Source organism: Pseudomonas citronellolis (assembly GCF_900112375.1).
Taxonomy (GTDB): domain Bacteria; phylum Pseudomonadota; class Gammaproteobacteria; order Pseudomonadales; family Pseudomonadaceae; genus Pseudomonas; species Pseudomonas citronellolis.
Genome location: NZ_FOLS01000026.1, coordinates 16,017 through 41,516 on the forward strand (window position 1 = coordinate 16,017; position 25,500 = coordinate 41,516).

A 25,500-nucleotide genomic window follows, 5' to 3' on the forward strand; every position below is an offset into this window, starting at 1 on the left:
CCTTCTGCGGCCATCCAGGTCAGCGCAGGTTGGACAACTTCCCCCGGCTGCACAAGCCCGCACGGAGCCACCCGGCATGAGCGACATCGACGACGGCGAAGAATCCTTCGCGGCAGAAACCCTGATCCAGGCCATCGAGAACCAGATCGAAAGCGGCGAGCCGGCGGCGGCCCGCGCGGTGCTCAACAAGCTCACGCTGGTCGGCTACGAGCGCGAGGAGGCCCTGGAAATGATGGCCCTGGTGCTGGCCCACGAGATCCAGGCGATGCTCGCCGAGGAACGCGCCTTCGACGGCGCCTGGTACGAGCAGGCCCTGCGCGCATTGCCGCAGCTGCCCGGCGAGGAATGAGCTTGCCGAGCGCGGGGTGGCTGTGGCTAAACTGGCGCAACATCGCCACCGAGGAGTCGCCATGGCCTTCACCCAAGAGCTGGTAGCGGAACTGGAATTGCTTGCCCTGTTCGATCTCGAGAACACCCAGGCAGGCCTGAAGATCCACCATGACGCGGCCCCGACGGCCGTCTCTGCGGCCGGGCGATTGCACGCCAAGGGCCTGATCGACCAGCCCGACGGCGGCTACCTGACCAGCCTGGGGCTGGACGCCGCCGAACACGCCCAGGTGCTGCTGAACATCCTCAAGCCCTGAACCCCGCGGCCGCCATCCATCGGCGGCCCGCCCCATTTCCTTAAGGACAGCCCCGCCGCGGTCGATATACAGTGCAGATCATGCGGTAATGGCACTCAGCCATAACCGCCCGATAGCTGACCGCGGCAGGCCATGACCTTCACCCACGAGATTCGTCCGGACATCGACGACGGCATCGACCGCAAGGTCCTGGCGCGCCTGCGCAAGCGCTTCCTGGCGATCAACCAGGGGCGCCTGGAGCGCGCCACGGCCGCGCTGTCGAGCCGCCAGCAACTGGTGCTGCGCCTGCTGCCGCTGCTGCTGGACGTCAACCACCCGCTGCTGCCCGGCTACGTCTCCGGCGCCACCCCGGCGGGGCTGTGCGGCTTCGTCCCCGACGACGAGCTGCTGGCCGAGGCCCAGCGCCTGACCCGCTCGTTCAGCTACAAGCCGCGCCGCGGCGAGGCCGACCTGCCGATCCATGGGCTGTTCCTGATGGGCAGCCTGGGCACGGTGGCCCAGGAGGAGCGGAGCGACCTCGACCTGTGGGTCTGCCACGCCCCGGGGCTCGCGCCCGGCGCGGTGGCCGAGCTGCAGCGCAAGTGCGAGCTGCTGGAGCGCTGGGCCGCGGGCCAGGGCGCCGAGGTGCACTGCTTCCTCATCGACCCGCGCGGCTTCGTCAGCGGCGCGCGCAACGCCCGGCTGACCTCCGACGACTGCGGCACCAGCCAGCACTACCTGCTGCTCGACGAGTTCTACCGCACCGCCATCTGGCTCGGCGGGCGCACGCCGCTGTGGTGGCTGGTGCCGGAATACGAGGAAGGGCGCTATCGCGACTACGTCGAGCAACTGCTGAGCAAGCGCTTCATCCGCCACGGGGAAGTCCTCGACCTCGGCCACCTGGCGCACATCCCGCCCGGCGAGTTCGTCGGCTCGGGCATGTGGCAGTTGTTCAAGGGCATCACCTCGCCCTACAAGGCGGTGCTCAAGCTGCTGCTCAGCGAGGTCTACGCCAGCGAGCACCCGCAGGTCGCCTGCCTGGCCCTGCGCTTCAAGGCCGAGGTCTACGCCGGGCGCCTGGAACTGGACGAGCTGGACCCGTACATCCTGCTCTACCGGCGCCTGGAGGAATACCTCCTCGCGCGCGGCGAGCAGGAACGCCTGGAGCTGGTGCGCCGCTGCCTGTACCTGAAGGTCGGCAAGAAGCTCAGCCGCCGCCCGCAGCAGGGCCGCAAGAGCTGGCAGCGCCTGCTGATGGAGCGCCTGACCGGCGCCTGGGGCTGGGACGGGCGCGTGCTCGGCCTGCTCGACGCGCGCAGCCAGTGGAAGGTGCGCCAGGTCACCCTGGAGCGCCGCGCCCTGGTCAACGAGCTGACCTACAGCTACCGCTTCCTCTCGCGCTTCGCCCGCCAGCAGCGGGCCGCCAGCGGCATCGACCCGCGCGACCTGGGCGTGCTCGGCCGGCGCCTGTACGCCGCCTTCGAACGCAAGGCCGGCAAGGTCGAGCACATCAACCCGGGCATCGCCCCGGACCTGGGCGAAGACCTCCTCACCCTCGCCCGCCTGCCCGCCGGCAACGCCGCCGAGGGCGGTTCCTGGGCGCTGTTCCCGGGCAACCTGACGGGCGCCGAGCTGGCCGACTACGCGCCGCTCAAGCGCGCCCGCGAGCTGATCGAGCTGCTGGCCTGGAGCCACCGCAACGGCGTGATCGATGGCGGCACCCGGCTGTCGCTGCAGCCCGGCGACAGCGACCTGAGCGAACACGAACTGGGCAACCTGCTGCTCGGCCTGCAGCAGGCAATGCCCATGCCCCTGGAAGAAGTGGCCGAAAGCGCCCTGCTGCGCCCCAGCGCCCCGGCCAGCGTGCTGATCCTGGTGAACGTCGGCCTCGACCCGCTGCGCCAGCACAGCCAGGCCAACCTGCACATGACCAGCGGGCGCACCGACTCGCTGGGCTACTCCGGCATGCGCGACAACCTGGTGCTGACCCTCGACCAGGTCACCCTGAACAGCTGGAACGAACTGCTGGTCAGCCGCTACGCCGGCCCCGGCGCGCTGCTCGACTGCCTGCGCGACTACCTCAACGCCCTGCCCGCCGACACCGCGCCGCCGCGCCTGCTGGTGCGCTGCTTCTGCCGCAACCGCGCGGCGGCCATCGCCCAGCGCGTCGAGGAACTGTTCCAGGACGCCTACGCCCAGCTGGCCAGCGGCAACGGCGGGCGCTACCTGCTGCAGATCCGCCAGCAGTACCACCTGCTGCGCCTGCAGCCGGGCCAGGTCAGCCACCAGAGCCTGGCCGACCTGCCGGCCCTGCTCGAACACCTGGGCGAACGCCAGGGCGCCTATAGCCCGCTGCACCTGGACCGCCACGCCCTGGAAGGCGAGGACCTGGCGCTGCTGCTGCCGCTCGGCCGCCCCGGCTGCCTGCAGGTGTTCTACCGCCTGGACGAGGACCAGGCCACGCTCTACCTGCTGGACGAACGCAACTCCCTGTGGCACGGCCGCCAGGCCTGCGACGACGAGCAGACGCTGCTGGTGCCGCTGCAGCGTTTCCTCCAGGCCATGCTCTACCGGCGCAGCGCGCAGCTGCCGCTGGGCGAGGCGCAGCCGGTGCAGGAAATCATTTATTACGAATTGCTACCGGCCGGCCGCGGACGGGCTCGCCGGGTGGAACGCCGCCAGGCGCCGCCCAGCGCGCAGGAGCGGCCCTACTACAACGTCCAGGCGATCGTCGAGCCGGGGGCGGGGCAGCGTTCGCGCATCACCCTGTACTGCAACCACCGCGAGTTTTCCGAACTGGAGTACGGCGCCGGGCTGTTCCAGGCCGTGGCCCGGCACATCCTCGCCCAGCGCCGCGGGCAGGAGCGCTACCCCTGCTACATCACCGACCTGGACCTGTCGGCGGTGGCCGCCGAGTCGGCGCTGCAGAGCATCCATTACCTGCGCTACAAGCAGCGTCTGGAGAGCGCGCTGAACCAGGCCCTGGCCGAGGCCTGAGGCCGCCTCAAAGCCTATTCACGATCTCGCGAGCTAGAGCAGAACAAGGCGCAACGACCAACGGGAGTAACAGCCGAAGGCTGGCCCGAAGGGCGAGCGCAGCGAGTCAAACAGGCGAGGAAGCGCAGTTTAGTCCACTAAATGAGCATTACTCGCCTGTTTTTAACGCAGTTATGCCGACGCGCAGCAGATCGTGACGGACGCTCAGCGGTTGTAGTCGCCGGCGGCTTCGGGCTGATAGGTGATGTCCAGCAGGCTCAGCTTGAGGGTCTTGCCGCCCGGGGCCGGCCAGTCGATGCTCTGGCCGACGGTCAGGCCCAGCAGCGCGGTGCCCACCGGCGCGAGGATGGATACCTTGCCTTCGCCGCCAGCGTCCTCCGGGTAGACCAGGGTCAGCAGGTACTCCTTGCCGCTGCTTTCCTCGCGGCAGCGCACGCTGGAGTTCATGGTCACCACGCCCGGCGGCACCTCGTCGTGGCCGACCACGTTGGCGCGGGACAGCTCGGCTTCCAGCGCTTCGGCGGCCGGGCCGTACTCTTCCAGGCTGTCGAGCAGGCGCTCCAGACGTTGCAGGTCGAGACGGGTAACGGTGATGGACGGTGCGGTGGTCATGATGGCCGGCAGACTCCTTGGCAGTGGATCAAAAAAAGAAAAACCCCGCCCAAGGCGGGGTTTTCAGCGGACACTAACACAGTACCGCGAATAAGCAAGACCACCCGGTCAGGGGCCCGGCCACAGCGGTTTGCGGCGTGCCAGGGCGGCCTCGACTATCTGCCGCCGGCGCATGCCGTCGGCCTCGTTCCATTCGAGAATCTCCGCCAGGCTGCGCCCGCAGCCCAGGCAGACGTCGCCCTCGTCCAGGCAGCAGCGCCGGCAGCAGGGCGAGGGGACCGGCGCCTCAGAGGCCGGGGAACTCGACATCCGCGCCCGCCTGCTCGAGGGTCGCCCGGTTGAGCAGCGCGCCCAGCGGCTCGCGGGTGCTGTCGCTCAGCCACAGGCTGCCGGACTCGTCGTAGTCGAAGTGGAAACCGCCGGAACGCGCCGCCACCCACAGCTGGCGCAGCGCCGGCTGGCGGCTGAGGATCAGCTGGCTGCCGTTCTCGAAGCGCACGGTCAGCACGCCGCCGGAATTCTCCAGGTCCACGTCCAGGTCACTGTCATCGAAGGCGTCTTCCACCGTGGTCTGCACCTCGTCGACGAGGTCGTGGAAACGGGCTTCGCTCATGCTGCTCATGCATTGTCCTCAGGAATCTGCCAAAGGCTGCAGTGTACGCCGGTATTGCCCGAGACTCTGCCCCGTCCAGCGGCGGAAGGCCCGCGCCAGCGAGCCGGTCTCGCTGAAGCCGACCAGGCTGGCGACGTCGGCCAGCTCCAGCGCCGGGTCGCGCAGGTGGTGCAGCACCAATTGCTGGCGCGTCTCGTCCACCAGGCGGCTGAACGACAGGCCGCTGTCGCGCAGGCGGCGCTGCAGGGTGCGCGGGCTCAGGGCCAGCTCGCCGGCCAGGGCCTCCAGGTCCACGGCCTGCTCCGGCAGGCGCTCGGCCAGGCACTGGCGGGCCCGTTCGAGCACGCCCTCGCCGCGGCGGATGCTCTCCAGCAGGCGCCCGGCGTAGGCGTCGAGGGTGCGCTGGATCTGGCTGTCGGCCTGGCCCAGGGGCAGCGCCAGCAGGCGCCGGGGGAAGACCAGAGCGTTGTCCGCCTGGCCGAACAGCACCGGGCAGCGGAAGATGCGCCGGTGCTCGGTGGTGTCGGCCGGCGCCGGGTGGCGGAAGCGCACTTCCAGCGGCGCCTGCTGCAGGCCGCTGATCCAGTGGCCGAAGCGCAGCCAGCAGGCCAGGGTCTCCTCCGCCAGTTGCCGCTGCTGGCGCGGCAGCAAAGGCTCCCAGCGGTGCCGCACCAGCGGCTCGTGGCCGGCGCGCGGCGGCTCGTCGGCCAGCTCGACGCGGCCCAGGCTGCCCACCAGCTCCGCATAGCGCGCCTGGCGGTGCAGGGCGTCGCCGAGGGTCGCGCAGCTCATCAGCAGGTAGCCGAGCACGCCGAAGTGGCCGGGGCGCACGGCCTCGCCCAGGTGCAGGCCGAGGTCGGCGTCGCCGCTCAGCGCCAGGCCCAGCTCCAGCAGGTCGACATAGACGCTGGCGGCGATGCGCGCCTCGCGCTGGTCGAGGATCGACGGCTCGAGCTGGACGCCGGCCAGCAGCCGTTGCGGCGCGACGCCGCGACGCTCGAGGTGGTCCACCAGGCCCTGCACGTAGGCGATGGAAATGGAACCGGCGAGTGGGACGGGGGCTTGCATGGGTCCTCCGTTTTTTCTGTCAGATCCTAGGGGCTGGCGGGGGCTGATCGCAAACCGCGTTGCTGCGAAAAATGTCGTCAGGCTAGGCGCGGGACGCCGGGAATGGTCGCCCCTTGCCAAGTCCCGCAACGATGCATGGCGACATTTTCCGCGCAACCCGAAGGGACGGGACTGCTCCGGCGCGCCGCCGCCCATCCGTCGTGTGACTGCGCGACGGGGTCAAGGCAGGTGCCGTACTCGCGCTGGAACAGGCGCCGTCGCGGCTGCGAGCAGCCCCCGCCAGCCCCTTTGGAAGGCCCGCCGGGCGGGAGTCCACTCGCATAGGCAAGGCGCCGGGGGGCCGGTATACTCCGGTCCAATTACGCTTTGAATACAAGGATTCCGCCATGAAGCGACTGCTTCTTCCCTTCGTCGCGCTCGCCGTGCTCAGCGCCGCGCTCGCCGGCTGCGGCCAGAAAGGCCCGCTGTACCTGCCGGACGACCAGCAAGCCCAAAGCAAGCACAGCAAGGACCGCTACGGTCTGTAAGGGAGCAGCACATGGAGGCATTCAACGTCCGTGACGGGCAACTGTTCGCGGAAGGCGTGGCGTTGTCGGCGCTAGCCGAGCGCTTCGGCACGCCCACCTACGTCTATTCGCGCGCTCACATCGAGCAGCAGTTCCGCTCCTATACCGACGCCCTGCAGGGCCTGCCGCACCTGGTCTGCTTCGCGGTCAAGGCCAACTCCAACCTGGCCGTGCTGAATGTCCTGGCGCGCCTGGGCTCGGGCTTCGACATCGTCTCGCGCGGCGAGCTGGAACGCGTGCTGGCCGCCGGCGGCGACCCGGCCAAGGTGGTGTTCTCCGGCGTCGGCAAGAGCCGCGACGACATGCGCCGCGCCCTGCAAGTGGGCGTGCACTGCTTCAACGTCGAATCCGCCGTGGAGCTGGAACGCCTGCAGGAAGTAGCCGCGGAACTGGGCGTGAAGGCGCCGGTGTCGCTGCGGGTGAACCCGGACGTGGACGCCCAGACCCACCCCTACATCTCCACCGGGCTGAAAGAGAACAAGTTCGGCGTCGACATCGACGAGGCCGAGGCCATCTACGCCCGCGCCGCCGAGCTGCCGAACCTGGAAGTGAAAGGCGTGGACTGCCACATCGGCTCGCAGCTGACCCAGCTGGAGCCCTTCCTCGACGCCCTCGACCGCCTGCTGGCGCTGGTCGACCGCCTGGCCGCGCGCGGCATCCTGATCCGCCACCTGGACCTGGGCGGCGGCCTGGGCGTGCGCTACCGCGACGAAACCCCGCCGCCGGCCAGCGACTACATCCGCGCCATCCGCGAGCGCCTGGGCAGCCGCGCGCTGACCCTGGTGTTCGAGCCGGGCCGCTACATCGTGGCCAACGCCGGCCTGCTGCTGACCCGCGTGGAGTACCTCAAGCACACCGCGCACAAGGACTTCGCCATCATCGACGCGGCGATGAACGACCTGATCCGCCCGGCGCTGTACCAGGCCTGGATGGACGTCACCGCGGTGCGCGAGCGCAGCGGCGCCAAGCGTACCTACGACCTGGTCGGCCCCATCTGCGAGACCGGCGACTTCCTCGCCAAGGGCCGCGAGCTGGCCCTGGAGGAAGGCGACCTGCTGGCGGTGCGCTCGGCCGGCGCCTATGGTTTCGTCATGAGTTCCAACTACAACACCCGCGGCCGCGCCGCCGAGGTGCTGGTGGATGGCGAGCGGGCCTTCGAGGTGCGCCGCCGCGAGACCGTCCAGGAGCTTTACGCCGGCGAAAGCCTGCTGCCGGAGTGAGGCCGAAACCATGCTACTGCGCTTCACCAAGATGCACGGGCTGGGCAATGACTTCATGGTCCTCGACCTGGTCAGCCAGCACGCCCACGTGCTGCCCCGCCACGTCAAGACCTGGGGCGACCGCAACACCGGCGTCGGCTTCGACCAGCTGCTGATCGTCGAGCCGCCGGGCAGCCCCGAGGTCGACTTCCGCTACCGCATCTTCAACGCCGACGGCAGCGAAGTGGAACAGTGCGGCAACGGCGCGCGCTGCTTCGCCCGCTTCGTGCTGGACAAGCGCCTGACCATGAAGAAGACCATCCGCGTCGAGACCAAGGGCGGCATCATCGAGCTCAGCGTCGCCAACGACGGCCAGGTCACCGTGGACATGGGCGCGCCGCGCCTGGCGCCGGAACAGGTGCCCTTCGTCGCCGACGCCGAAGCCACCAGCTACGCCGTGGAAGTCGACGGGCAGACCGTCGAGCTGGCCGCCGTCTCCATGGGCAACCCCCACGGCGTGCTGCGGGTGGACGACGTCGACAGCGCCCCGGTGCGTACCCTGGGCCCGCAGTTGGAGGTGCACCCGCGCTTCCCGGCCAAGGCCAACATCGGCTTCCTCCAGGTGCTCGACGCCAACCATGCGCGCCTGCGCGTGTGGGAGCGCGGCGTCGGCGAGACCCTGGCCTGCGGCACCGGCGCCTGCGCCGCCGCGGTGGCCGGCATCCGCCAGGGCTGGCTGCGCTCGCCGGTGCAGATCGACCTGCCGGGCGGCCGCCTGAACATCGAGTGGGCAGGCCCCGGCCAGCCGGTTATGATGACCGGGCCCGCCGTGCGGGTGTACGAAGGCCAGGTCCGCCTGTAACCCGAGACGCCAAGCCGAGACGCCCATGACCGAGAACAGCCCGGAACACCGCCCGCCGCTGGATGCCGAACAGGTCGCCGAGTACCTGCGCGAGCATCCTGAATTCTTCGTCGAGCACGACGAGCTGATCCCGGAGATGCGCATCCCCCACGAGAGCGGCAGCGCCGTCTCGCTGGTGGAGCGCCAGGTGCGCCTGCTGCGCGAACGCAACATCGAGATGCGCCATCGCCTGGCGCAACTGATGGACGTGGCCCGCGACAACGACCGGCTGTTCGACAAGACCCGCCGCCTGGTGCTCGACCTGCTCGACGCCACCAGCCTGGAGGAAGTGGTCAGCACCGTGGAAGACAGCCTGCGCCACGAATTCCAGGTGCCCTACGTCAGCTTCATCCTGTTCAGCGACAACAACCTGCCGGTGGGCCGCTCGGTGAGCAGCGCCGAGGCGCACCAGGCCATCGGCGGCCTGCTCTCCGGCGGCAAGACCGTCTGCGGCGTGCTGCGCCCCCACGAGCTGGCCTTCCTGTTCGGCGAAGCCGAGCGCGAGGGCGTCGGCTCGGCGGCGGTGGTCTCGCTGAACTACCAAGGCCTGCACGGCGTGCTGGCCATCGGCAGCCCGGACCCGCAGCACTACAAGAGCTCCCTCGGCACCCTGTTCCTCGGCTACGTGGCCGAGGTCCTGGCCCGCGTCCTGCCGCGCTTCTCCGCGCCGCTGCGGTCGGTACGCTAGCCAGGCAGCGGCAAGCCTCAAGTTTCAAGCCGCAAGCAAGGCAACGCGGTGGAAGCCGGGCTTTTCACTTGGAGCTTGAAGCTTGAAGCTTGTAGCTGACATCGATGCCTTCCTCGAACACCTGCGCAGCGAGCGCCAGGTGTCCGCGCATACCCTCGCCGGCTACCGGCGCGACCTGCTCAAGGTCGTTGCGCTGTGCGAGAAGAACGGCATCGCCGACTGGGCCGACCTGCAGGTGCGCGAGCTGCGCGCGCAGGTCGCCCGCCTGCACGCCCAGGGCCTGGCCAGCCGCAGCCTGGCGCGGCTGCTCTCGGCGGTGCGCGGGCTCTACCAGTACCTGATCCGCGAGGGCCGTTGCCGGCACAACCCCGCCGACGGCCTGGCCGCGCCCAAGGCCGCGCGCAAGCTGCCGCGCACCCTCGACGCCGACCGCGCCGGGCAACTGCTCGACGGCGCCCTGGAGGACGACTTCATCGCCCGCCGCGACCAGGCCATGCTGGAGCTGTTCTATTCCTCCGGCCTGCGCCTGTCCGAGCTGGTCGGCCTGGACCTCGACGGCCTGGACCTGTCCGCCGGGCTGGTGCGGGTACTCGGCAAGGGCAACAAGGTCCGCGAACTGCCGGTGGGGCGCGCCGCGCGCAAGGCCATCGAGGACTGGCTGCCGCTGCGCGAGATGGTCCGCCCGGCCGACCGCGCGCTGTTCGTCGGCCACAGCGGCAAGCGCCTGACGCCGCGCGCCGTGCAGCTGCGGGTGCGCCAGGCCGGCGTGCGCGAGCTGGGCCAGCACCTGCACCCGCACATGCTGCGGCATTCCTTCGCCAGCCATATCCTGGAATCCTCCCAGGACCTGCGCGCGGTGCAGGAACTGCTCGGCCACGCCGACATCGCCACCACGCAGATCTACACCCACCTGGACTTCCAGCACCTGGCCAAGGTCTACGACAACGCCCACCCGCGGGCCAGGCGCGTCAAACGCGATACCGATACAGGAGCCGAGGAATGAGCATCCGGCTGGTCACCTTCGACCTCGACGACACCCTCTGGGACGTCGCCCCGGTGATGAACAGCGCCGAGGCCACCCTGCGCGAATGGCTGGCGGCGAACGCCGAGCAACTGGGCCCGGTGCCCATCGAGCATCTGTGGGAGATCCGCGCGCGGCTGATGCAGCAGGACCCAATGCTCAGGCACCGCCTGAGCGAGCTGCGCCGGCGCATCCTCCTGCACGCCCTGCTCGACGCCGGTTATCCACAGGCGGAAGCGGCGGACCTGGCCGAGGCCGGCTTCCAGGTCTTCCTCCATGCGCGCCACCAGGTCAGCCTGTTCCCCGAGGTGCACCCGACGCTGGAGGCCCTGGCCAACCGCTTCATCCTCGGCGTGCTCACCAATGGCAACGCCGACGTGCGCCGCCTGGGGCTGGCCGACTACTTCCAGTTCGCCCTGTGCGCCGAGGAGCTGGGCATCGGCAAGCCCGACCCGAAGCCCTTCCAGGAAGCGCTCAAGCGCGCTGGCGTTGAGCCGCAGCAGGCGGTGCACATCGGCGACCACCCCAGCGACGATATCGCCGGCGCCCGTCGCGCCGGCCTGCAGGCCATCTGGTTCAACCCGGCGCGCAAGGCCTGGGAGGGCGAGGAAGCGCCCAGCGCGATCATCCACAGCCTCGCGGAGCTGCCCGGGGTGCTGGCGCGGCTGTAATCGAAATGCTCCTCGTGGGAGCGCAGTGTCGTTCCCTTAAGAAAAAATGCCGTTTCTCTGCCTGGGAGAAACGGCGTTTTTCATATGGGAGGGGGCTGTGGCTTCGCTTGCGAATCCTGATCCCTCGCTCCGATCCTCACCCCCGTCATTCCCGCGAACGCGGGAACCCAGAGACTTCTTTGGGGTTGGGCTTGGTGTAGCGCGCCGCTCCGAGTGCGTTGATGTCTCTCGTTTCGCCCCCTCGGGCGAGTCCCTTTTGTCAAACGCCACAAAAGGAACCAAAAAGGCTTGCCCCGACATACGGGCCCGATGGAGCCGGGCTACCCTCACGAATTCCCCCGCCACGGAGGCCCGCCCCGAGGGTACGTCCCTGTAGCCCATCGGGGCTCTCGCGACATCCATGTCGCATGACCTCCTGAGCGCCGGTTTCGCTCGGCCTTCTGAAGGGGCACTCCGGTGCGCGCGGATATTCCTCTGGAAATCCAAGAGCAAACGCGCTTTTGCTTTTGCTTTTCGTAGGAGCGAGCTTGCTCGCGAACCCTGGTTTCCCGCGTCCGCGGGAATGACAGGGTGGGGTTAGGCGTTCCAGGCTGACTCCAAACTCCCCATCCACTCCGAACAGCCCCCTCTCCCTTCAGGGAGAGGGTTGGGGAGAGGGCGCTCTTAACCCCAACACCTACGCCCCCGGCAAACCCCATTCGCGAGCAAGCTCGCTCCTACGAAAAGCCGCACCTGCAGGAACGGCCCCCCACCGACCCGCCCCAACAGGCCACCATAAAGAAAAAGCCCGCCGCTCCCCTTCCGGGGAGGGCGGGCTTCTTCACGACGTCGCCCTTAGATGGGGCGGCTGCCGTATTTGCTGTCCGGCTTCTTCGGCGGATCGGCGACCACGTTGGGCTCGATCTCCTGGACCTTGCCGCCACGGGAGAGGAACTCTTCCATGGCCCTGGCCAGGGCGTCGCGCTCCTTCTGCTTGGCCTCCACCGAGGGCAGTTCCTCTTCCTCTACGGCTGCCTTGGCTTTCTTGCCGCCACCAGAGGAAGCCGGGGCCTCGTCGGCTTCGCCATCGGCGTCGCCATCGTCAGCCGCGGCCAGCTCTTCGCCGTCGTCCTCGTCGGCACCTTCCAGCTCGTCTTGTTCAAGTTCTTCGTCGCTCATCGCTCAACCTCGTGGTGCTGCAAAGCAGGTTAGTTATAGCCCAGCCGCGCGCTTTGACGAACGCTGCCGGAAAAAATTCACAGAGCCTCGCCCTGCAGGGTAGCCAGCACCTTTCGCGGCCCGCCGTGATCGCGGTGTTCGCCCAGGTAGATGCCCTGCCAGGTGCCCAGCGCCAGGCGCCCGGCACTGACCGGTAGGGTCAGCTGGCAGCCCAGCAGGCTGGCCTTGAAGTGCGCGGGCAAGTCGTCCGGCCCTTCGTAATCGTGCTCGTAGCCACCCTCGTCCTGCGGCACCAGGCGATTGAAGAATCGCTCGAAGTCCCGCCGTACCGAGGGGTCGGCATTCTCGTTCAGCGTCAGTGACGCCGAGGTGTGCTGCAACAGCAGGTGCAGCAGGCCGACCCGGCAGCGCGCCAGGTCCGGCAATGCCGCCAGCACCTCGTCGGTGACCAGGTGGAAACCGCGCGACCGCGGGCGCAGGGTGATCAGGGTCTGCTGCCACATGGCGAAGCCTCCGATTGGCTACCGATGCGGGCGCATTCTAGCGAAGCGCAGAAAAAAACAAAGGGCGCCCGTAGGCGCCCTTCGTCGAACTCGCGCGAACCTTACAGGTTGTAGCCGCGCTCGTTGTGCAGGGCCAGGTCCAGGCCCACGGTTTCTTCTTCTTCGGTGACGCGCAGGCCGATGACCAGGTCCAGCACCTTGAGGATCACGAAGCTGACGATCCCGGTGTAGACGATGGTGAAGGCCACGCCCTTGAACTGGATGAACAGTTGGGCGCCAATGTCGGTGACGGTGCCGAAGCCACCCAGGGCCGGCGCTGCGAACACGCCGGTCAGCAGGGCGCCGACGATGCCGCCGACGGCGTGCACGCCGAAGGCGTCCAGGGAGTCGTCGTAGCCGATGGCGCGCTTCAGGCTGGTGGCGGCGAAGAAGCAGATCACACCGGCGGCCAGGCCGAGGATGATGGCGCCCATCGGGCCGCAGGTGCCGGCGGCCGGGGTGACGGCCACGAGGCCGGCGACCACGCCCGAAGCGATGCCCAGGGCGCTCGGCTTACCGTGGGTGATCCACTCGGCGAACATCCAGCCCAGGGCGGCGGCGGCGGTGGCGATCTGGGTCACCAGCATGGCCATGCCGGCGGTGCCGTTGGCGGCGGCGGCGGAACCGGCGTTGAAGCCGAACCAGCCCACCCACAGCAGGGCCGCGCCGACCAGGGTGTAGCCCAGGTTGTGCGGGGCCATGGCGGCGGTCGGGTAGCCCTTGCGCTTGCCCATCACCAGGCAGGCCACCAGGCCGGCCACACCGGCGTTGATGTGCACCACGGTGCCGCCGGCGAAGTCCAGCACGCCCCAGTCCCACAGCAGGCCGCCGTCACCGCTCCAGACCATGTGCGCGATGGGGGCGTAGACCAGGGTGAACCACAGGCCGGTGAAGATCAGCAGCGCGGAGAACTTCATGCGCTCGGCGAAGGCGCCGACGATCAGCGCCGGGGTGATGATCGCGAAGGTCATCTGGAACATCACGAAGACGCTTTCCGGGAACAGCGCGGCGGCGGAGGTCAGGCCTTCGCTGGTCAGGCCGCTGAGGAAGGCCTTGTCGAAGCCGCCGACGAAGGAGGCGAAGTTGATCACGCCCTTCTCCATGCCGACGGTGTCGAAGGCCAGGCTGTAGCCGTAGACGACCCACAGGATGCTGATCAGCGCGGTGATGGCGAAGCACTGCATCATGATCGACAGGACGTTCTTGGCGCGCACCATGCCGCCGTAGAACAGCGCCAGGCCGGGGATGGTCATCATCAGCACCAGGGCGCTGGAAATCAGCATCCAGGCGGTGTCACCACTGTTCAGGACCGGGGCCGCAGCTTCGTCCGCCATGGCCAGGCCAGGCATTGCGAGGGACAAAAGGGCTCCTAGCCCTGCGAACTTGCGCAGAGTCATTGTTGTTTCTCCTGGGGCGGGGGGTTCGGTTGGCTTAGATGGCGTCGGTACCGGTCTCGCCGGTACGGATGCGGATCGCCTGTTCCAGATTCACGACGAAAATCTTGCCGTCGCCGATCTTGCCGGTGTTGGCGGCCTTGGTGATGGCCTCGATGACACGGTCCAGCTGGTCATCGGCGATGGCCACATCGATCTTCACCTTGGGCAGGAAGTCGACGACGTATTCCGCACCACGGTACAGCTCGGTGTGCCCCTTCTGCCGGCCGAAGCCCTTGACTTCGGTCACAGTGATGCCCTGCACGCCGATCTCGGACAGCGACTCGCGCACGTCGTCGAGCTTGAACGGCTTGATGATGGCTGTGACTAGCTTCATGAAACTCTCTCCCGTGTTTTGGTGGACTCGCCCCAGGAAAACGAACCCGGGGACAAGTCTAAGCGCAGTGTCTGGCTTTGTAACGCGCCGGCCGCCCTACCTCAGCACTCCGACCTCTTCCAGCCGCTTCCCGCGAAGCGCTCGTCAGCTCCGCCAGCCGCACCGGACCTGCATCGGTGCACGCTATGCCAGCCCCAAAGCAGGAAGCTTGCCAGCTCGGCGAAAAGCCCGGCGATTCAGCCGCTTAGCGAAAAACGCCGTGCGCCGGGCGATGGCCAGGCGCCATGTCGCGCACCAGAACCGGGCAGTCCTGCCGCCATGCCTGCGCAAAAATCGTGCAGCGCCCTGCTTTTTCCGGCCAACGCGGGGGCCGACCAGGGCCATCCGGGCGGCGCCATAGGGAAGAGGCTCGACCAGCGCTGGACCAGGGCCATCTATCCGAAGGGATTTTCCGAAAGCCTGAAGGCAAGTTCCTCAGTATCCGAGCGGGCGTCGCCGCAGGAGTCGAAAGACCTATCTTTCGCCGATTTGCGGACAACCAGCGATGAGCCTTCTCCCCAGCCGCCGCGCCTGGCCCGGCCAGGCAACCCCCACGCCCGCCAACCACTTCAGGCAGGACATCAACGGCCTGCGCGCCCTGGCGGTGGTCGCGGTCATCCTCTATCACTTCGACGTCGGCGGACTGGCCGGCGGATTCGTCGGCGTGGACGTGTTCTTCGTGCTCTCCGGCTACCTCATGGCGGGGATCATCGGCACGGGCCTGCAACGCAACGACTTCTCCGTCCTGGCGTTCTACTGGGCCCGGGCCAGGCGCATCCTTCCGGCGTTGCTGGTGGTCTGCGCGGTCGTGCTGGCCGTCGGCTGGCTGCTGCTGGCACCGAACGACTACAAGACCCTCGGCCGGCACGCCCGACAGTCCCTGGCCTTCCTGTCCAATCACCTGTATCTGAAGGAAGCCGGCTACTTCGACAGCGCCAGCCAGGCGAAATGGCTGCTGCACACCTGGTCGCTGTCCGTCGAATGGCAGTTCTACCTGGCGTTGCCGCTCATCCTCGCCCTCGCCTGGAAGCTGCTGCCCCGGCGCGGCACGCTCGTGGGCGTGCACCTGGCGCTGTTCTCCTGCTCGCTGGCGCTGTGCATCACGCTGACCGCCAGCCATCCGCAAAAGGCTTTCTACCTTCTGCCCGCCCGCGCCTGGGAAATGCTCCTGGGCGGGTTGTGCTTCCTGCTCTGCTCGAACCTCGGGCTCCCGGCGACGGCGCGGCGCCTGCTGGAAGCCGGCGGCCTGGCGCTGATAGGGGCGTCGGTATTCCTGCTCGACGAGTCCGCCGCCTGGCCCGGCGCACTGGCGCTGCTGCCGACACTGGGAACCGCCATGGTGCTGGCGGCCCGGCGGGAAACCTCGCCGTGGTGCACCCATGGCGCCGTCCAGTGGCTGGGCACGCGCTCCTACTCCCTGTACCTGTGGCACTGGCCGCTGGTGGCCTGGCTGTTCCATGCCGGCCACCGGCAAACGCCCCTGTGGATCGCCGCAGCCTTGCTGCTGACGTTATTGCTGGGCGAACTCTCCTACCGGCTGGTGGAACGACCGACGCGACGCTGGCTGAGCACGAGCAGGCGAACGTTCGCCGTGGCCGGCCTGGCCGGGCTGATGATCCTCGCCGGCTACCTGGCGCAGGTGGTGGTCAGGGCGAAAGGCTTCCCGCAACGGATGCCCGCGGACATCCTGGCGATGCGGGAACAGGCCCTGCAGGGCACGCCGCGCAACGGGGAGTGCCTGAGCAAGGGCGCGGGCTGCGTGTATGGCGGGCCGGACATCCAGGCCATGCTCATCGGCGACAGCCACGCCGCCTCCGTGGTCACCGCCGCGCAACTCGCGCTGCCCGACGCCGGCCAGGGCATCTACCTGCGGGCCGCGCCAGCCTGCCTGCCGGTCCCCGGGCTGCACATCCGCGAGCACCCGCGCGACAACCCGGAGGACACCTGCAACCGCCTGCGCCGGCAGCTGCCGGCCGAACTCGGCGATGCGCCCGGCCGGGTGCCACTGATCATCGTCACCCGCACCTCCGTCTACCCACTGGGCTACAACGGCATCGACCAGAACCGCAAGAACCGGCCGCAGGCCTACATCAGCTCGCCCGTGGACGAGCCCAGCAGCGAATGGCTCGAAGCGTTCGCCCGGCTCTACATCGACCACGCCTGCGCCCTGGCGCGGCAGCGCCCGGTCTACCTGGTGCGGCCGATACCGGAAATGCGCGTCGACGTACCGGATGTGATGAGCCGGAAGATGCTCCAGGGGAAGGCGCCGCAAGTCACCCTCAGCCGGGCCGACTACGAGGCGCGCAACGGCTTCGTCTGGAGCGTGCAGGACCGCGCCCGCGAAGCCTGCGGCGTGCAGATTCTCGATCCGCTTCCCTACCTGTGCGACGAAGGGCAATGCTACGGCGGCCGGGAAGGACAGGCCTACTACGCCGACGACAACCACCTGAACGCGGCGGGCAGCCGGCTCCTGGCGCCCATGTTCGCCAAGGTCTTCGCGGACCTGTCCACGGCCCAGGCCGATCCCCCGCGCTAACGCGCAGAACCTGCGGCGGCTGCCCGGTCCGCGCCAGCGGCACCGGGCAGCGTGATAGACTCCCTACCCAGTCCCAACCGGAAACCCTCGCCATGCTGCCGCCCAAAGCCTTCCTCGACGCCCTCGGCCAACAGGCCAGCCGCCTCTTCGGCGGTGAATCGCCGCTGCCCCGCGCCGAGCTGGAGGCGCAATTCAAGGTCCTGCTGCAGAGCGCCTTCGGCAAGCTCGACCTGGTCAGCCGCGACGAGTTCGACAGCCAGATGGTGGTGCTCGCCCGCACCCGCGCCCGCCTGGAGGCGCTGGAAGCCAAGGTCGCCGAACTGGAAGCCAGACTCACGCCGCCCGCCGAGACCGAATAAGCCGCAGGGGTTGGGAAAGGAGAGAGCGATTCCTCTCCCGCTTTTCTTCCCGTTCGTGTTCACCAACCCGGACCAACAAGAAACTTCCCACAGGACATAGGCAGCATTACAGCGGCTTCGAGCATGGTCCCAGCTTCCCTGACCTCCTAGACTGGCGGTTTGTGAGGGAAGAGGCTGCCCCCATCCATGTCCCTGGCCATCGTCCACAGCCGCGCCCAGGTCGGCGTCGAGGCTCCCGGCGTCACCGTCGAGGCGCACCTGGCCAACGGCCTGCCGTCGCTGACCCTGGTCGGCCTGCCGGAAACCGCGGTCAAGGAAAGCAAGGACCGCGTGCGCAGCGCCATCCTCAATTCCGGCTTCGAATTCCCCGCCCGGCGCATCACCCTCAACCTCGCCCCGGCCGACCTGCCCAAGGACGGCGGGCGCTTCGACCTGGCCATCGCCCTGGGCCTGCTCGCCGCCAACGGTCAATTGGCCGGCACCAGCCTGGACGGCCTCGAATGCCTCGGTGAACTGGCCCTGTCCGGCGCCCTGCGCCCGGTGCAGGGCGTGCTACCGGCGGCCGCGCCCTGGTGGTGCCGAAGGAGAACGCCGAAGAAGCCAGCCTGGCCAGCGGCCTGACCGTCTACGCCGTCGGCCATCTGCTGGAACTGGCCGCGCACCTGACCGGCCAGACGCCCCTGGCGCCCTACCAGGCCCGCGGCCTGCTGCGGGAAACCCCGCCCTACCCCGACCTCGCCGAGGTCCAGGGCCAGGCCGCGGCCAAGCGCGCCCTGCTGGTGGCTGCCGCCGGGTCGCACAACCTGTTGCTGAGCGGCCCGCCGGGCACCGGCAAGACGCTGCTGGCCAGCCGCCTGCCGGGGCTGCTGCCGCCGCTGAGCGAAGACGAGGCGCTGCAGGTGGCGGCCATCCACTCCGTGTCCGGGCGCGGGCCGCTGACGCACTGGCCGCAGCGCCCGTTCCGCCAGCCACACCACAGCGCCTCGGCCGCCGCGCTGGTTGGTGGCGGAAGCCGGCCGCAACCCGGGGAAATCACCCTGGCCCACGAAGGCGTGCTGTTCCTCGACGAGCTGCCGGAGTTCGATCGCAAGGTCCTGGAAGTCCTCCGCGAGCCCCTGGAAGGGGGAGAAATCGTGATCGCCCGGGCCAACGGCCGGGTGCGCTTCCCGGCGCGCTTCCAACTGGTGGCGGCTATGAATCCGTGCCCCTGCGGCTACCTGGGCGACCCCAGCGGCCGCTGCCGTTGCACCCCGGAGCAGATCCAGCGCTACCGCGCCAAGCTCTCCGGCCCGCTGCTGGACCGCATCGACCTGCACCTGACCGTGGGCCGCGAGAGCACGCGCCTGGTGCCCCAGGGCGACAGCCTGGGCAGCGCCGAGGTCGCCGCGCAGGTGGCCAGCGCCCGCGAACGGCAACTGGCGCGACAGGGTTGCGCGAACGCCGTCCTCGACCTCAAATCAATGCACCATAATTGTGCGCTGGACGATCAGGACCAGGCCTGGCTGGAAACCGCCGGCGAGCGCCTGGACCTGTCCCTGCGCGCCCTGCACCGCATCCTCAAGGTCGCCCGCACCCTGGCCGACCTGGAAGGCGCCGAACGCATCGCCCGGCCGCACCTGGCCGAGGCCCTGCAATACCGCGCCGGGCACTGAGCCTCAGCAGCGCCAGAACGGCCGCAGCGCCTCGATGCGCGCCTGCTCGCGGGAAATGCCGATGTCACGCAGCTGCACGTCGCTGAGCTCCAGCAGTTGCCTGCGCGTGCGCACCCGCCGCCAGAATTGCCGCCAGCGACTTTCCACCGGGCCGCGCGGAGCCAGGCTGCCGTCGTCGATGCCGAGCAGCTCGCGCTGGTACAGGGTCAAGCGCACGTCTGTCATGCCGTTCATGTCGTCACTCCTCCTCCGAGCCTGTGGATAGAGTGGCGAAAGGGCAGGCTTCATTACAGATTCAAAGAAATGGAATTTTTTCCATACAGACAGCGGAAAAAACCAACTGAATGGCGTATTTTTGCCCGATCTGTACTGGTCTTCGCCGCCACGGCGCGGCACGAGGCATCTGTCATGAAGCGCTATGCACAACTGGCCGCCACCCTCGGCGAGCGCATCGAGCAGGGGCTGTACCGCCCTGGCGACCGCCTGCCCTCGGTGCGCTCACTGAGCGAAGAGCACGGCGTCAGCATCAGCACCGTGCAACAGGCCTACCGGGTGCTGGAGGATGCCGGGCTGGTCGAACCGCGGCCCAAGTCCGGCTTCTTCGTCCCCGAACGGCGCCCGCAGCCGGCCATGCCGGCGATGACCCGGCCGGCGCAGCGGCCGGTGGACGTATCGCAGTGGGACCAGGTGCTGGAGCAGGTGCGCCACGCCCCCGGCGGCGATTTCGTCCAGCTCGGCCGCGGCACCCCGGACATCGCCAGCCCCTCGCTCAAGCCGCTGCAGCGCGCCATGGCCAACGCCGCGCGGCGCACCGACCTGCAGGCCCTGGGCTACGAAGGCCTGCAGGGTTCGCTGGCGCTGCGCGAACAGATTTCCCGGCTGATGCTGGATTCCGGCTGCCAGGTGCCGCCCAGCGAAACGATCATCACCACCGGCTGCCAGGAGGCCCTGGCCATCACCCTGCGCGCCATCTGCCAGCCGGGCGACATCGTCGCCATCGATTCGCCGAGCTTCCATGGCGCCATGCAGACGCTCAAGGCCCAAGGCCTGAAGGCCCTGGAAATCCCCACCGACCCGACCAACGGGGTGAGCCTGGAAGCCCTGGAGCTGGCCATGGAGCAATGGCCGGTGAAGCTGATCCTGCTCACCCCCAACTGCAACAACCCGCTGGGCTACATCATGCCCGACGCGCGCAAGCGCGCCCTGCTCAGCCTGGCCCAGCGCTACGACGTGCCCATCCTGGAGGACGACGTCTACGGCGAACTGGCCTATGCCTACCCGCGGCCGCGCAGCATCAAGTCCTTCGACAGCGACGACCGCGTACTGCTGGCCAGCTCCTTCTCCAAGACCGTGGCGCCGGGCCTGCGCACCGGCTGGGTGGTGCCGGGACGCTACCTGGACCGCATCCTCCACCTCAAGTACATCGCCAGCGGCACCTGCGCGCCGCAGCCGCAGATGGCCCTGGCCGAGTTCGTCGGCGGCGGCCACTACGAGCCGCACATCCGCCGCATGCGCGCCCAGTACCAGCGTCACCGCGACCTGATGACCGACTGGGTCGCCCGCTACTTCCCCGAGGGCACCCGCGCCACCCGGCCACAGGGCGGCTTCATGCTCTGGGTGGAACTGCACCCGCAGTTCGACAGCGTGCGGCTGAACCGCGAACTGCAGGCCGAGCGCGTGCAGGTGGCGGCCGGCAGCATCTTCTCGGCCGCCGGCAAGTACCGCAATTGCCTGCGCATGAACTACTCCAACCGCGACCTGCCACGTATCGAAGAAGCCGTGCGCAAGGTCGGCGCCTGCGCCACGCGGCTGGTGGAGGAACTGCACGCCGAGGCCGGGGAGGATGTCGCTCTGGCGTGAAGGGGCATAGCGCCTGGGCAACGGTGTTGGGGAGGCACGGTCGTAGGAGTGGCTGTCTTGCCGGCTGCACCAAGGTGCTCTTCGTAGGATGGGTTGAGCCTGCGAAACCCATGCTGCCGCGGTGATGGGTATCGCTTCGCTCAACCCATCCTACGACGGTGTTTCTCCGGCGCTTTGTAGGAGCGGGCCCTGCCCGCGATTCGCGCGCAGGGCGCGCTCCTACAGGGAAATACCGTGCCGGGCGACAAGGCACAATCGAAACATTTATCCACAGCACACCTCCCGCCCACCGGCACGGGGCTGCGATACTCGCGGCCTGCCTCCCGGAGACCGTCATGACCAGCCTGATCCTCGGCCCACTCGCCATTCCCATGCCCCAGGCCCTGCTCTACCTGGGCTTCCTCGCCGCGCTGCTGGGCGGCTGGCTGGCCGGGCGCAGGCGTGGCGGCAACCCCGAGGGGGCGCTGTTCGCCATGCTCCTGGCCGGCCTGCTGGCGGCGCGCCTGGCCTTCGTCGCGCGTTACGCCGGGCAGTACGCGACGGCGCCCTGGAGCGTGCTGGACATCCGCGACGGCGGCTTCCTCGCCTGGCCAGGCGCCCTCGCCGCGGCCCTGCTCGGCGCCTGGCTGACCTGGCGCCGCCAAAACCTGCGCCGGCCGCTGGCCATCGCCTTGGTGAGCGGTCTCTGCATCTGGGGCGGTGGCAAGGCGGTGGTCTCCGCCCTGGACCGCGGCCAGCAGCTGCCGGCCCTGGCACTGAGCGACCTGCAAGGCCGCCCGGTGAACCTCGGCCAACTGGACGGCCGCCCGTTGGTGGTCAACCTCTGGGCCACCTGGTGTCCACCCTGCCGGCGCGAGATGCCGGTGCTGGAAGCCGCCCAGCAGGCGCGCCCGGACGTGCGCTTCGTGCTGGTCAACCAGGGTGAGTCGAGCGAGGCCGTGGCCAACTTCCTCGCCGGCCAGAACCTGAAGCCCAGGGAAGTCCTGCTCGACCTCGGCAACCAGTTCGGCCAGGCCACCGGCGCCTACGGCATGCCGACCACCTTCTTCTACGCCGCCGACGGCCACCTGCGCCACAGCCACATGGGAGAGCTGTCCGCCGCCAGCCTGGAGCACGGCCTGCAGCAGTTGGCCGAGCCCCGGCGCTGAGCCGGGGCCGGCCGAACCCGCGCTACTGGATCTGCTCCGGCGTCACTATCACCCAGTTCTTGTCCGCGGTGACCGGCTGCCCCAGCTTGGCCTGGGCCTCGGCGTTCTTCTTGATCATGCCGTCGAGCTGGTCCATGTACTTGGCCTTGCGGTTTATCCACAGGTGGACGCCGTTCTCGGCGGTGCCGTTGAACAGCATGTAGCCGTCGCTGCTGGGGGTGTCGCCGCCGACCAGGATGGGGCGCTTCCACTGGTCGATGTAGGTGAGGATGGCGGCCTGCTTGCCGGCCATCCAGGTCGCCGGGGTCCACAGGTAGGGGGTGATCTCCAGGTCCATATTGGCCTTGGGATCGTATTTGCCCTCGCCGATCTGCTTGCGCGCGGTGGTCAGCGCGCCGGTCTTGCGGTCCTTGAGCAGGGTGGTGACGCCGATGACGTTCTGCGGCTTCACGTTGTAGCCGTACTTCGGATCGCTGGCGACCATGCGCACCAGTTCCTCGTGGGCGGCGGTCATCACGTAGACCTCGATGCCGTTCTCCATCAGCTTGTTGTACAGCTCCTGCTGGCCGGTGAAGACCTTCGGCGGGTTGATCTCGATGGTCTTGACCGCGTCACCCTCGTAGTAGGTGCTGGGGATCGGCTTGCCATAGGCCATCAGCTCGTCGACGTAGCCCTTGAGTTCCTTGAGGGTGAAGCCGGAGAACACCTGGGCGACCCAGGGGTAGCAGACCAGGTCGTCGACCTCGCAGAGGCGGTAGTAGTAGCTGTTCAGGCTTTCCTTGTGGCCGCCCACGTCCTTGAAGGGGATCAGCTTCAGCGACGGGTCCAGCTTCTCGCGGGTCAGCACGCCTTTCATTTCCAGGAAGGGCAGCAGCGACTCCTCCAGGTCGTAGCGGTAGCTGGTGTTGTCCATGTCGAAGACCGCGAAGGCGCCCTTGTTGGCGTTGGCCGCGATCAGGGCGTCCAACTGCTTGGCGGCCGGTTCCGGCCAGTGCTTGAGTTCGGTGGCGGCGAAGACGCTGCTGGCCAGGCCGCCGAGCAGCAGCGCGGCGAGCAGGGTGCGCATGGGTTTCATCTGGTTTCCCCCGAGGTGGTCTTGTGGGTGGAAGGACCCGGCGCGGGCCGTTCCCTGGACTAGTCCAGCATTCACCCTAGCAAAGCCGTGTTGCAGTCCTGCGATGAACGCGACCTCGGGCGTTGCCTGCGCGCCAGGACTTGGCCAGGAGCGACAGGGCATGCCTGGAAGCGGCGGGCAGCGCAGGGGGCGCCGCCCGCCGCTGGCTCAGAGAATCTCCTCGGGCGTGACCACCAGCCAGTTCTTGTCGACGCGCACCGGCTGGCCGAGCCTGGCCTGGGCCTCGGCGTTCCGCTCGATCATGCCTTCGAGCTGGTCCATGTACTTGGCCTTGCGGTTCACCCACAGGCGCATGCCGTCGTCCGCCGTGCTGTGGAACAGCATGTGGCCGTCATTGCTGGGCGAGTCGCCGCCGACCAGGATGGGCTTCTTCCACGGGTCGATGTAGGTCTGGATGGCCGCCGTCTTGCCGGCCATCCAGGTGCCCGGGGTCCACAGGTAGGGGGTGAATTCCAGGTCCAGGTTGGCCTCGGGATCGTACTTGCCCTCGGTGATCTGCCGGCGCGCGGTGGTCACCGCGCCGGTCTTGCGGTCCTTCAGCAGGGTGCTGACGCCGATGACGTTCTCCGGCTTGACGTTGTAGCCGTACTTCGGGTCGCTGGCGACCATGCGCACCAGTTCCTCGTGGGAGGCGGTGAGGATGTAGACCTCGATGCCGTGCTCCATCATCCGCTTGAACAGTTCCTGCTGGCCGGTGAACAGCTGCGGAGGCTGCACCTCCACGGCGCTCAGGGTGTCGCCGTCGTAGTAGTCGCTCTTGACCGGCTTGCCGCTCGCCATCATGGCGTCGAGGTGGCCCTTGAGCTCGCGCAGGGTCAGGCCGGAAAGCGCCTGGGCGGCCCAGGGGTAGCAGACGCGGTGGTCGAATTCGCAGAGCCGCGTGTAGTAGCTGTTGAGGCTCTCCTTCTTGTCCTTGAGGTCCTTGAAGGGGATCAGCTTCAGCGAAGGGTCGAGCTTGTCGCGGGTCAGCACGCCCTCGTTCTCCAGGTACGGCAGCAACGCCTCGGCGACGTCGTAGCGGTAGCTGGTGTTGTCCATGTCGAAGACGGCGTAGGCGCCCTTGTTGGCGTGGGCCGCGATCAGTTCGTCGAGCTGCTTCGCCACGGGCTCCGGCCAGTGCTTGAGCTCGGTCGCGGCCACGGCGTCGTTGGCCAGGCCGCCGAGCAGCAGGATGCCGAACAATAGTCCATAGGTTTTCATCGAATGTTCCCCCGGTTGCGAATGGCGGGGAAGGCGCGGCGACATGGGCTTTGGCCCATCATTGATGGCCGGGCGTTTTCCCCTCCGCCACGACCGTAGCAAGGGGGAAAAGGACCAGACAGGCGGTCGGGCGTCGCATGCGCATTCCGGCCGCAGGGGCCGCTGAAACGCCCTACAAGCTACTCCAGCATTTCAACCTGCGGCAGTCGCATTGCGCTGACTTCGGCCAGAAGAAAATCCCTCAGACGACGCAGGCGCTCCTGCTGTCGCCGCGCCTTGGGCCAGACCAGGTAATAGCTCTCGCCGCTGGCTACCGCGCTGGGCCAGGGCAGCGCCAGGCGGCCGGCGGCGGCATCCTCGGCGACCATCACCAGGTCGCCGATGGACAGGCCGTAGCCGCGGGTGGCCGCGACTATGCCCAGCTCCAGGGTGTCGAACACCTGGCCGCCCTTGAGCGACACCTGCTCCTCCAGGCCCACGCGCTGCAGCCAGCGGCGCCAGTCGCGGCGGTCCGGCGTGGGGTGCAGCAGCTCCGCGGCGGCCAGCCGCTCGACGTCCCAGGGGCCATCGTCCAGCAGTTGCGGGGCGCCGACCGGGATCAGCCACTCGGGGAACAGCAGGCAGCTCTCCCATTCCGCCGGGAAGCGCCCGGCGCTGAGCAGCACCGCGCAGTCGAAGGGCTCGCGGGCGAAGTCCACCTCGTCGACGTCCATCCAGGCGCTGGTCAGCTGCACCTCGATATCGCTGTTGGCCATGCGGAACACGCTCAGGCGCGGCAGCAGCCAGCGCATGGTCAGGGTCGAGGGCGCCTTCAGGCGCAGCACGTCCTCGTCGCTGTGCAGGCTGGCGCAGGCGCGCTCCAGGGCGTCGAAGCCGTCGCGCAGGCCCGGCAGCAGCAGGCGCGCCGGCTCGGTCAGGCGCAGCTGGCGGCCCTGGCGCTGGAACAACTGGCAGTCGAAGTGCTCCTCCAGGGTGCGCACGTGGCGGCTCACCGCGCTCTGGGTGATGGCCAGTTCCTCGGCGGCGCGGGTGAAGGAGGCGTGCCGGGCGGCCGCCTCGAAGGCGCGCAGGGCATAGAGCGGGGGCAGGCGACGGGGCATGGTAGGCCTTCAGGCATGAGTCTGACTCATGGATTGCATCGC

General features: G+C 68.7%; 25 protein-coding genes and 1 pseudogene. 14 read left to right on the forward strand and 12 right to left on the reverse strand.

Annotated elements, in window-relative coordinates; translation table 11 throughout:
* The first annotated feature begins 76 nt into the window (after nt 1-76).
* The 3 genes from BM060_RS22505 to BM060_RS22515 all read left to right on the forward strand — a co-directional run bounded on the left by BM060_RS22505 (nt 77) and on the right by BM060_RS22515 (nt 3,620).
* A complete protein-coding gene (locus BM060_RS22505; protein ID WP_074983159.1) occupies nt 77-349 on the forward strand; it encodes a hypothetical protein in 273 nt (90 codons plus the stop codon).
* A 61-nt stretch (nt 350-410) separates the two neighbouring features.
* Nucleotides 411-644: a TIGR02647 family protein gene (locus BM060_RS22510; RefSeq protein WP_009614040.1), complete on the forward strand. Its 234-nt coding sequence runs from the start codon at nt 411-413 to the stop codon at nt 642-644.
* Nucleotides 645-776: 132 nt separating this feature from the next.
* The gene (locus tag BM060_RS22515) at nt 777-3,620 is read left to right on the forward strand and encodes a class I adenylate cyclase (RefSeq protein WP_074983161.1); all 2,844 of its coding nucleotides are present in this window, start codon (nt 777-779) and stop codon (nt 3,618-3,620) included.
* Between the two features lie 204 nt (nt 3,621-3,824).
* Here the strand turns inward: BM060_RS22515 and rnk are convergent, their stop codons facing one another.
* The 4 genes from rnk to BM060_RS22535 form a co-directional block, all read right to left on the reverse strand.
* Nucleotides 3,825-4,232 carry a nucleoside diphosphate kinase regulator gene (gene rnk / locus BM060_RS22520; RefSeq protein ID WP_074983162.1) on the reverse strand — a complete coding sequence of 136 codons (408 nt, stop codon included), beginning with the start codon at nt 4,230-4,232 and terminating at the stop codon, nt 3,825-3,827.
* Between the two features lie 108 nt (nt 4,233-4,340).
* Nucleotides 4,341-4,541 carry a DUF1289 domain-containing protein gene (locus BM060_RS22525; RefSeq protein ID WP_074983165.1) on the reverse strand — a complete coding sequence of 67 codons (201 nt, stop codon included), beginning with the start codon at nt 4,539-4,541 and terminating at the stop codon, nt 4,341-4,343.
* Nucleotides 4,519-4,854 carry an iron donor protein CyaY gene (cyaY, locus tag BM060_RS22530; RefSeq protein ID WP_064584849.1) on the reverse strand — a complete coding sequence of 112 codons (336 nt, stop codon included), beginning with the start codon at nt 4,852-4,854 and terminating at the stop codon, nt 4,519-4,521. Before cyaY ends, BM060_RS22525 begins: the two co-directional genes overlap by 23 nt.
* Nucleotides 4,855-4,863: 9 nt before the next feature.
* Nucleotides 4,864-5,913, reverse strand: coding sequence for an AraC family transcriptional regulator (locus tag BM060_RS22535; RefSeq protein ID WP_074983167.1), 1,050 nt, complete (start codon nt 5,911-5,913; stop codon nt 4,864-4,866).
* Nucleotides 5,914-6,299: 386 nt separating this feature from the next.
* Here BM060_RS22535 and lptM point away from each other — a divergent pair, with 386 nt between their 5' ends.
* The 6 genes from lptM to BM060_RS22565 all read left to right on the forward strand — a co-directional run bounded on the left by lptM (nt 6,300) and on the right by BM060_RS22565 (nt 10,959).
* Nucleotides 6,300-6,440 carry an LPS translocon maturation chaperone LptM gene (lptM, locus tag BM060_RS22540; RefSeq protein WP_009614052.1) on the forward strand — a complete coding sequence of 47 codons (141 nt, stop codon included), beginning with the start codon at nt 6,300-6,302 and terminating at the stop codon, nt 6,438-6,440.
* Between the two features lie 11 nt (nt 6,441-6,451).
* On the forward strand, nt 6,452-7,699 hold the full coding sequence (gene lysA / locus BM060_RS22545) for a diaminopimelate decarboxylase (RefSeq protein ID WP_074983170.1): 1,248 nt from the start codon (nt 6,452-6,454) through the stop codon (nt 7,697-7,699).
* A gap of 10 nt (nt 7,700-7,709) precedes the next feature.
* Nucleotides 7,710-8,540 (forward strand): diaminopimelate epimerase, encoded by an 831-nt coding sequence (gene dapF / locus BM060_RS22550; protein ID WP_074983172.1) that lies wholly within the window; start codon nt 7,710-7,712, stop codon nt 8,538-8,540.
* A gap of 25 nt (nt 8,541-8,565) precedes the next feature.
* Nucleotides 8,566-9,267 (forward strand): DUF484 family protein, encoded by a 702-nt coding sequence (locus tag BM060_RS22555; RefSeq protein ID WP_074983174.1) that lies wholly within the window; start codon nt 8,566-8,568, stop codon nt 9,265-9,267.
* 82 nt (nt 9,268-9,349) lie between these two features.
* On the forward strand, nt 9,350-10,270 hold the full coding sequence (gene xerC / locus BM060_RS22560; protein WP_074983176.1) for a tyrosine recombinase XerC: 921 nt from the start codon (nt 9,350-9,352) through the stop codon (nt 10,268-10,270).
* Entirely contained in the window at nt 10,267-10,959 is a 693-nt protein-coding gene (locus BM060_RS22565; protein WP_074983178.1) for an HAD family hydrolase, read from the forward strand. The genes xerC and BM060_RS22565 overlap by 4 nt, the downstream gene beginning before the upstream one ends.
* A gap of 834 nt (nt 10,960-11,793) precedes the next feature.
* Here the strand turns inward: BM060_RS22565 and sutA are convergent.
* The 4 genes from sutA to glnK all read right to left on the reverse strand — a co-directional run bounded on the left by sutA (nt 11,794) and on the right by glnK (nt 14,429).
* Complete coding sequence (gene sutA, locus BM060_RS22570; RefSeq protein WP_009614062.1) at nt 11,794-12,117, reverse strand: transcriptional regulator SutA; 324 nt, start codon at nt 12,115-12,117, stop codon at nt 11,794-11,796.
* 77 nt (nt 12,118-12,194) lie between these two features.
* Nucleotides 12,195-12,620 (reverse strand): secondary thiamine-phosphate synthase enzyme YjbQ, encoded by a 426-nt coding sequence (locus BM060_RS22575; RefSeq protein WP_043268164.1) that lies wholly within the window; start codon nt 12,618-12,620, stop codon nt 12,195-12,197.
* A gap of 101 nt (nt 12,621-12,721) precedes the next feature.
* Nucleotides 12,722-14,056: an ammonium transporter gene (locus BM060_RS22580; protein ID WP_074983180.1), complete on the reverse strand. Its 1,335-nt coding sequence runs from the start codon at nt 14,054-14,056 to the stop codon at nt 12,722-12,724.
* Nucleotides 14,057-14,090: 34 nt separating this feature from the next.
* A complete protein-coding gene (gene glnK, locus BM060_RS22585; RefSeq protein WP_003457590.1) occupies nt 14,091-14,429 on the reverse strand; it encodes a P-II family nitrogen regulator in 339 nt (112 codons plus the stop codon).
* A 544-nt stretch (nt 14,430-14,973) separates the two neighbouring features.
* On the opposite strand from glnK, the gene BM060_RS22590 reads away from it, so the two are divergent.
* The 3 genes and pseudogenes from BM060_RS22590 to BM060_RS22600 all read left to right on the forward strand — a co-directional run bounded on the left by BM060_RS22590 (nt 14,974) and on the right by BM060_RS22600 (nt 19,015).
* Nucleotides 14,974-17,004, forward strand: coding sequence for an acyltransferase family protein (locus tag BM060_RS22590; protein ID WP_074983182.1), 2,031 nt, complete (start codon nt 14,974-14,976; stop codon nt 17,002-17,004).
* A gap of 92 nt (nt 17,005-17,096) precedes the next feature.
* The gene (locus BM060_RS22595) at nt 17,097-17,363 is read left to right on the forward strand and encodes an accessory factor UbiK family protein (RefSeq protein WP_074983184.1); all 267 of its coding nucleotides are present in this window, start codon (nt 17,097-17,099) and stop codon (nt 17,361-17,363) included.
* 186 nt (nt 17,364-17,549) lie between these two features.
* Nucleotides 17,550-19,015: pseudogene (locus tag BM060_RS22600) on the forward strand (YifB family Mg chelatase-like AAA ATPase).
* A 3-nt stretch (nt 19,016-19,018) separates the two neighbouring features.
* On the opposite strand, the gene BM060_RS22605 reads toward BM060_RS22600, so the two are convergent.
* Entirely contained in the window at nt 19,019-19,249 is a 231-nt protein-coding gene (locus tag BM060_RS22605; RefSeq protein WP_074983187.1) for a DUF1127 domain-containing protein, read from the reverse strand.
* A gap of 174 nt (nt 19,250-19,423) precedes the next feature.
* On the opposite strand from BM060_RS22605, the gene BM060_RS22610 reads away from it, so the two are divergent.
* Both BM060_RS22610 and BM060_RS22615 read left to right on the forward strand, forming a co-directional pair.
* A complete protein-coding gene (locus BM060_RS22610) occupies nt 19,424-20,875 on the forward strand; it encodes an aminotransferase-like domain-containing protein (protein WP_074983189.1) in 1,452 nt (483 codons plus the stop codon).
* A 335-nt stretch (nt 20,876-21,210) separates the two neighbouring features.
* A complete protein-coding gene (locus BM060_RS22615) occupies nt 21,211-22,023 on the forward strand; it encodes a TlpA family protein disulfide reductase (protein ID WP_074983191.1) in 813 nt (270 codons plus the stop codon).
* 22 nt (nt 22,024-22,045) lie between these two features.
* Here BM060_RS22615 and BM060_RS22620 read toward each other — a convergent pair whose 3' ends face one another.
* From BM060_RS22620 to BM060_RS22630, 3 genes are all read right to left on the reverse strand, one after another.
* Nucleotides 22,046-23,098: a hypothetical protein gene (locus BM060_RS22620; RefSeq protein ID WP_058488046.1), complete on the reverse strand. Its 1,053-nt coding sequence runs from the start codon at nt 23,096-23,098 to the stop codon at nt 22,046-22,048.
* A 207-nt stretch (nt 23,099-23,305) separates the two neighbouring features.
* Entirely contained in the window at nt 23,306-24,358 is a 1,053-nt protein-coding gene (locus BM060_RS22625; RefSeq protein WP_074983193.1) for an HAD family hydrolase, read from the reverse strand.
* 179 nt (nt 24,359-24,537) lie between these two features.
* Nucleotides 24,538-25,458, reverse strand: coding sequence for a LysR substrate-binding domain-containing protein (locus tag BM060_RS22630; protein WP_074983195.1), 921 nt, complete (start codon nt 25,456-25,458; stop codon nt 24,538-24,540).
* Nucleotides 25,459-25,500: the final 42 nt, after the last annotated feature.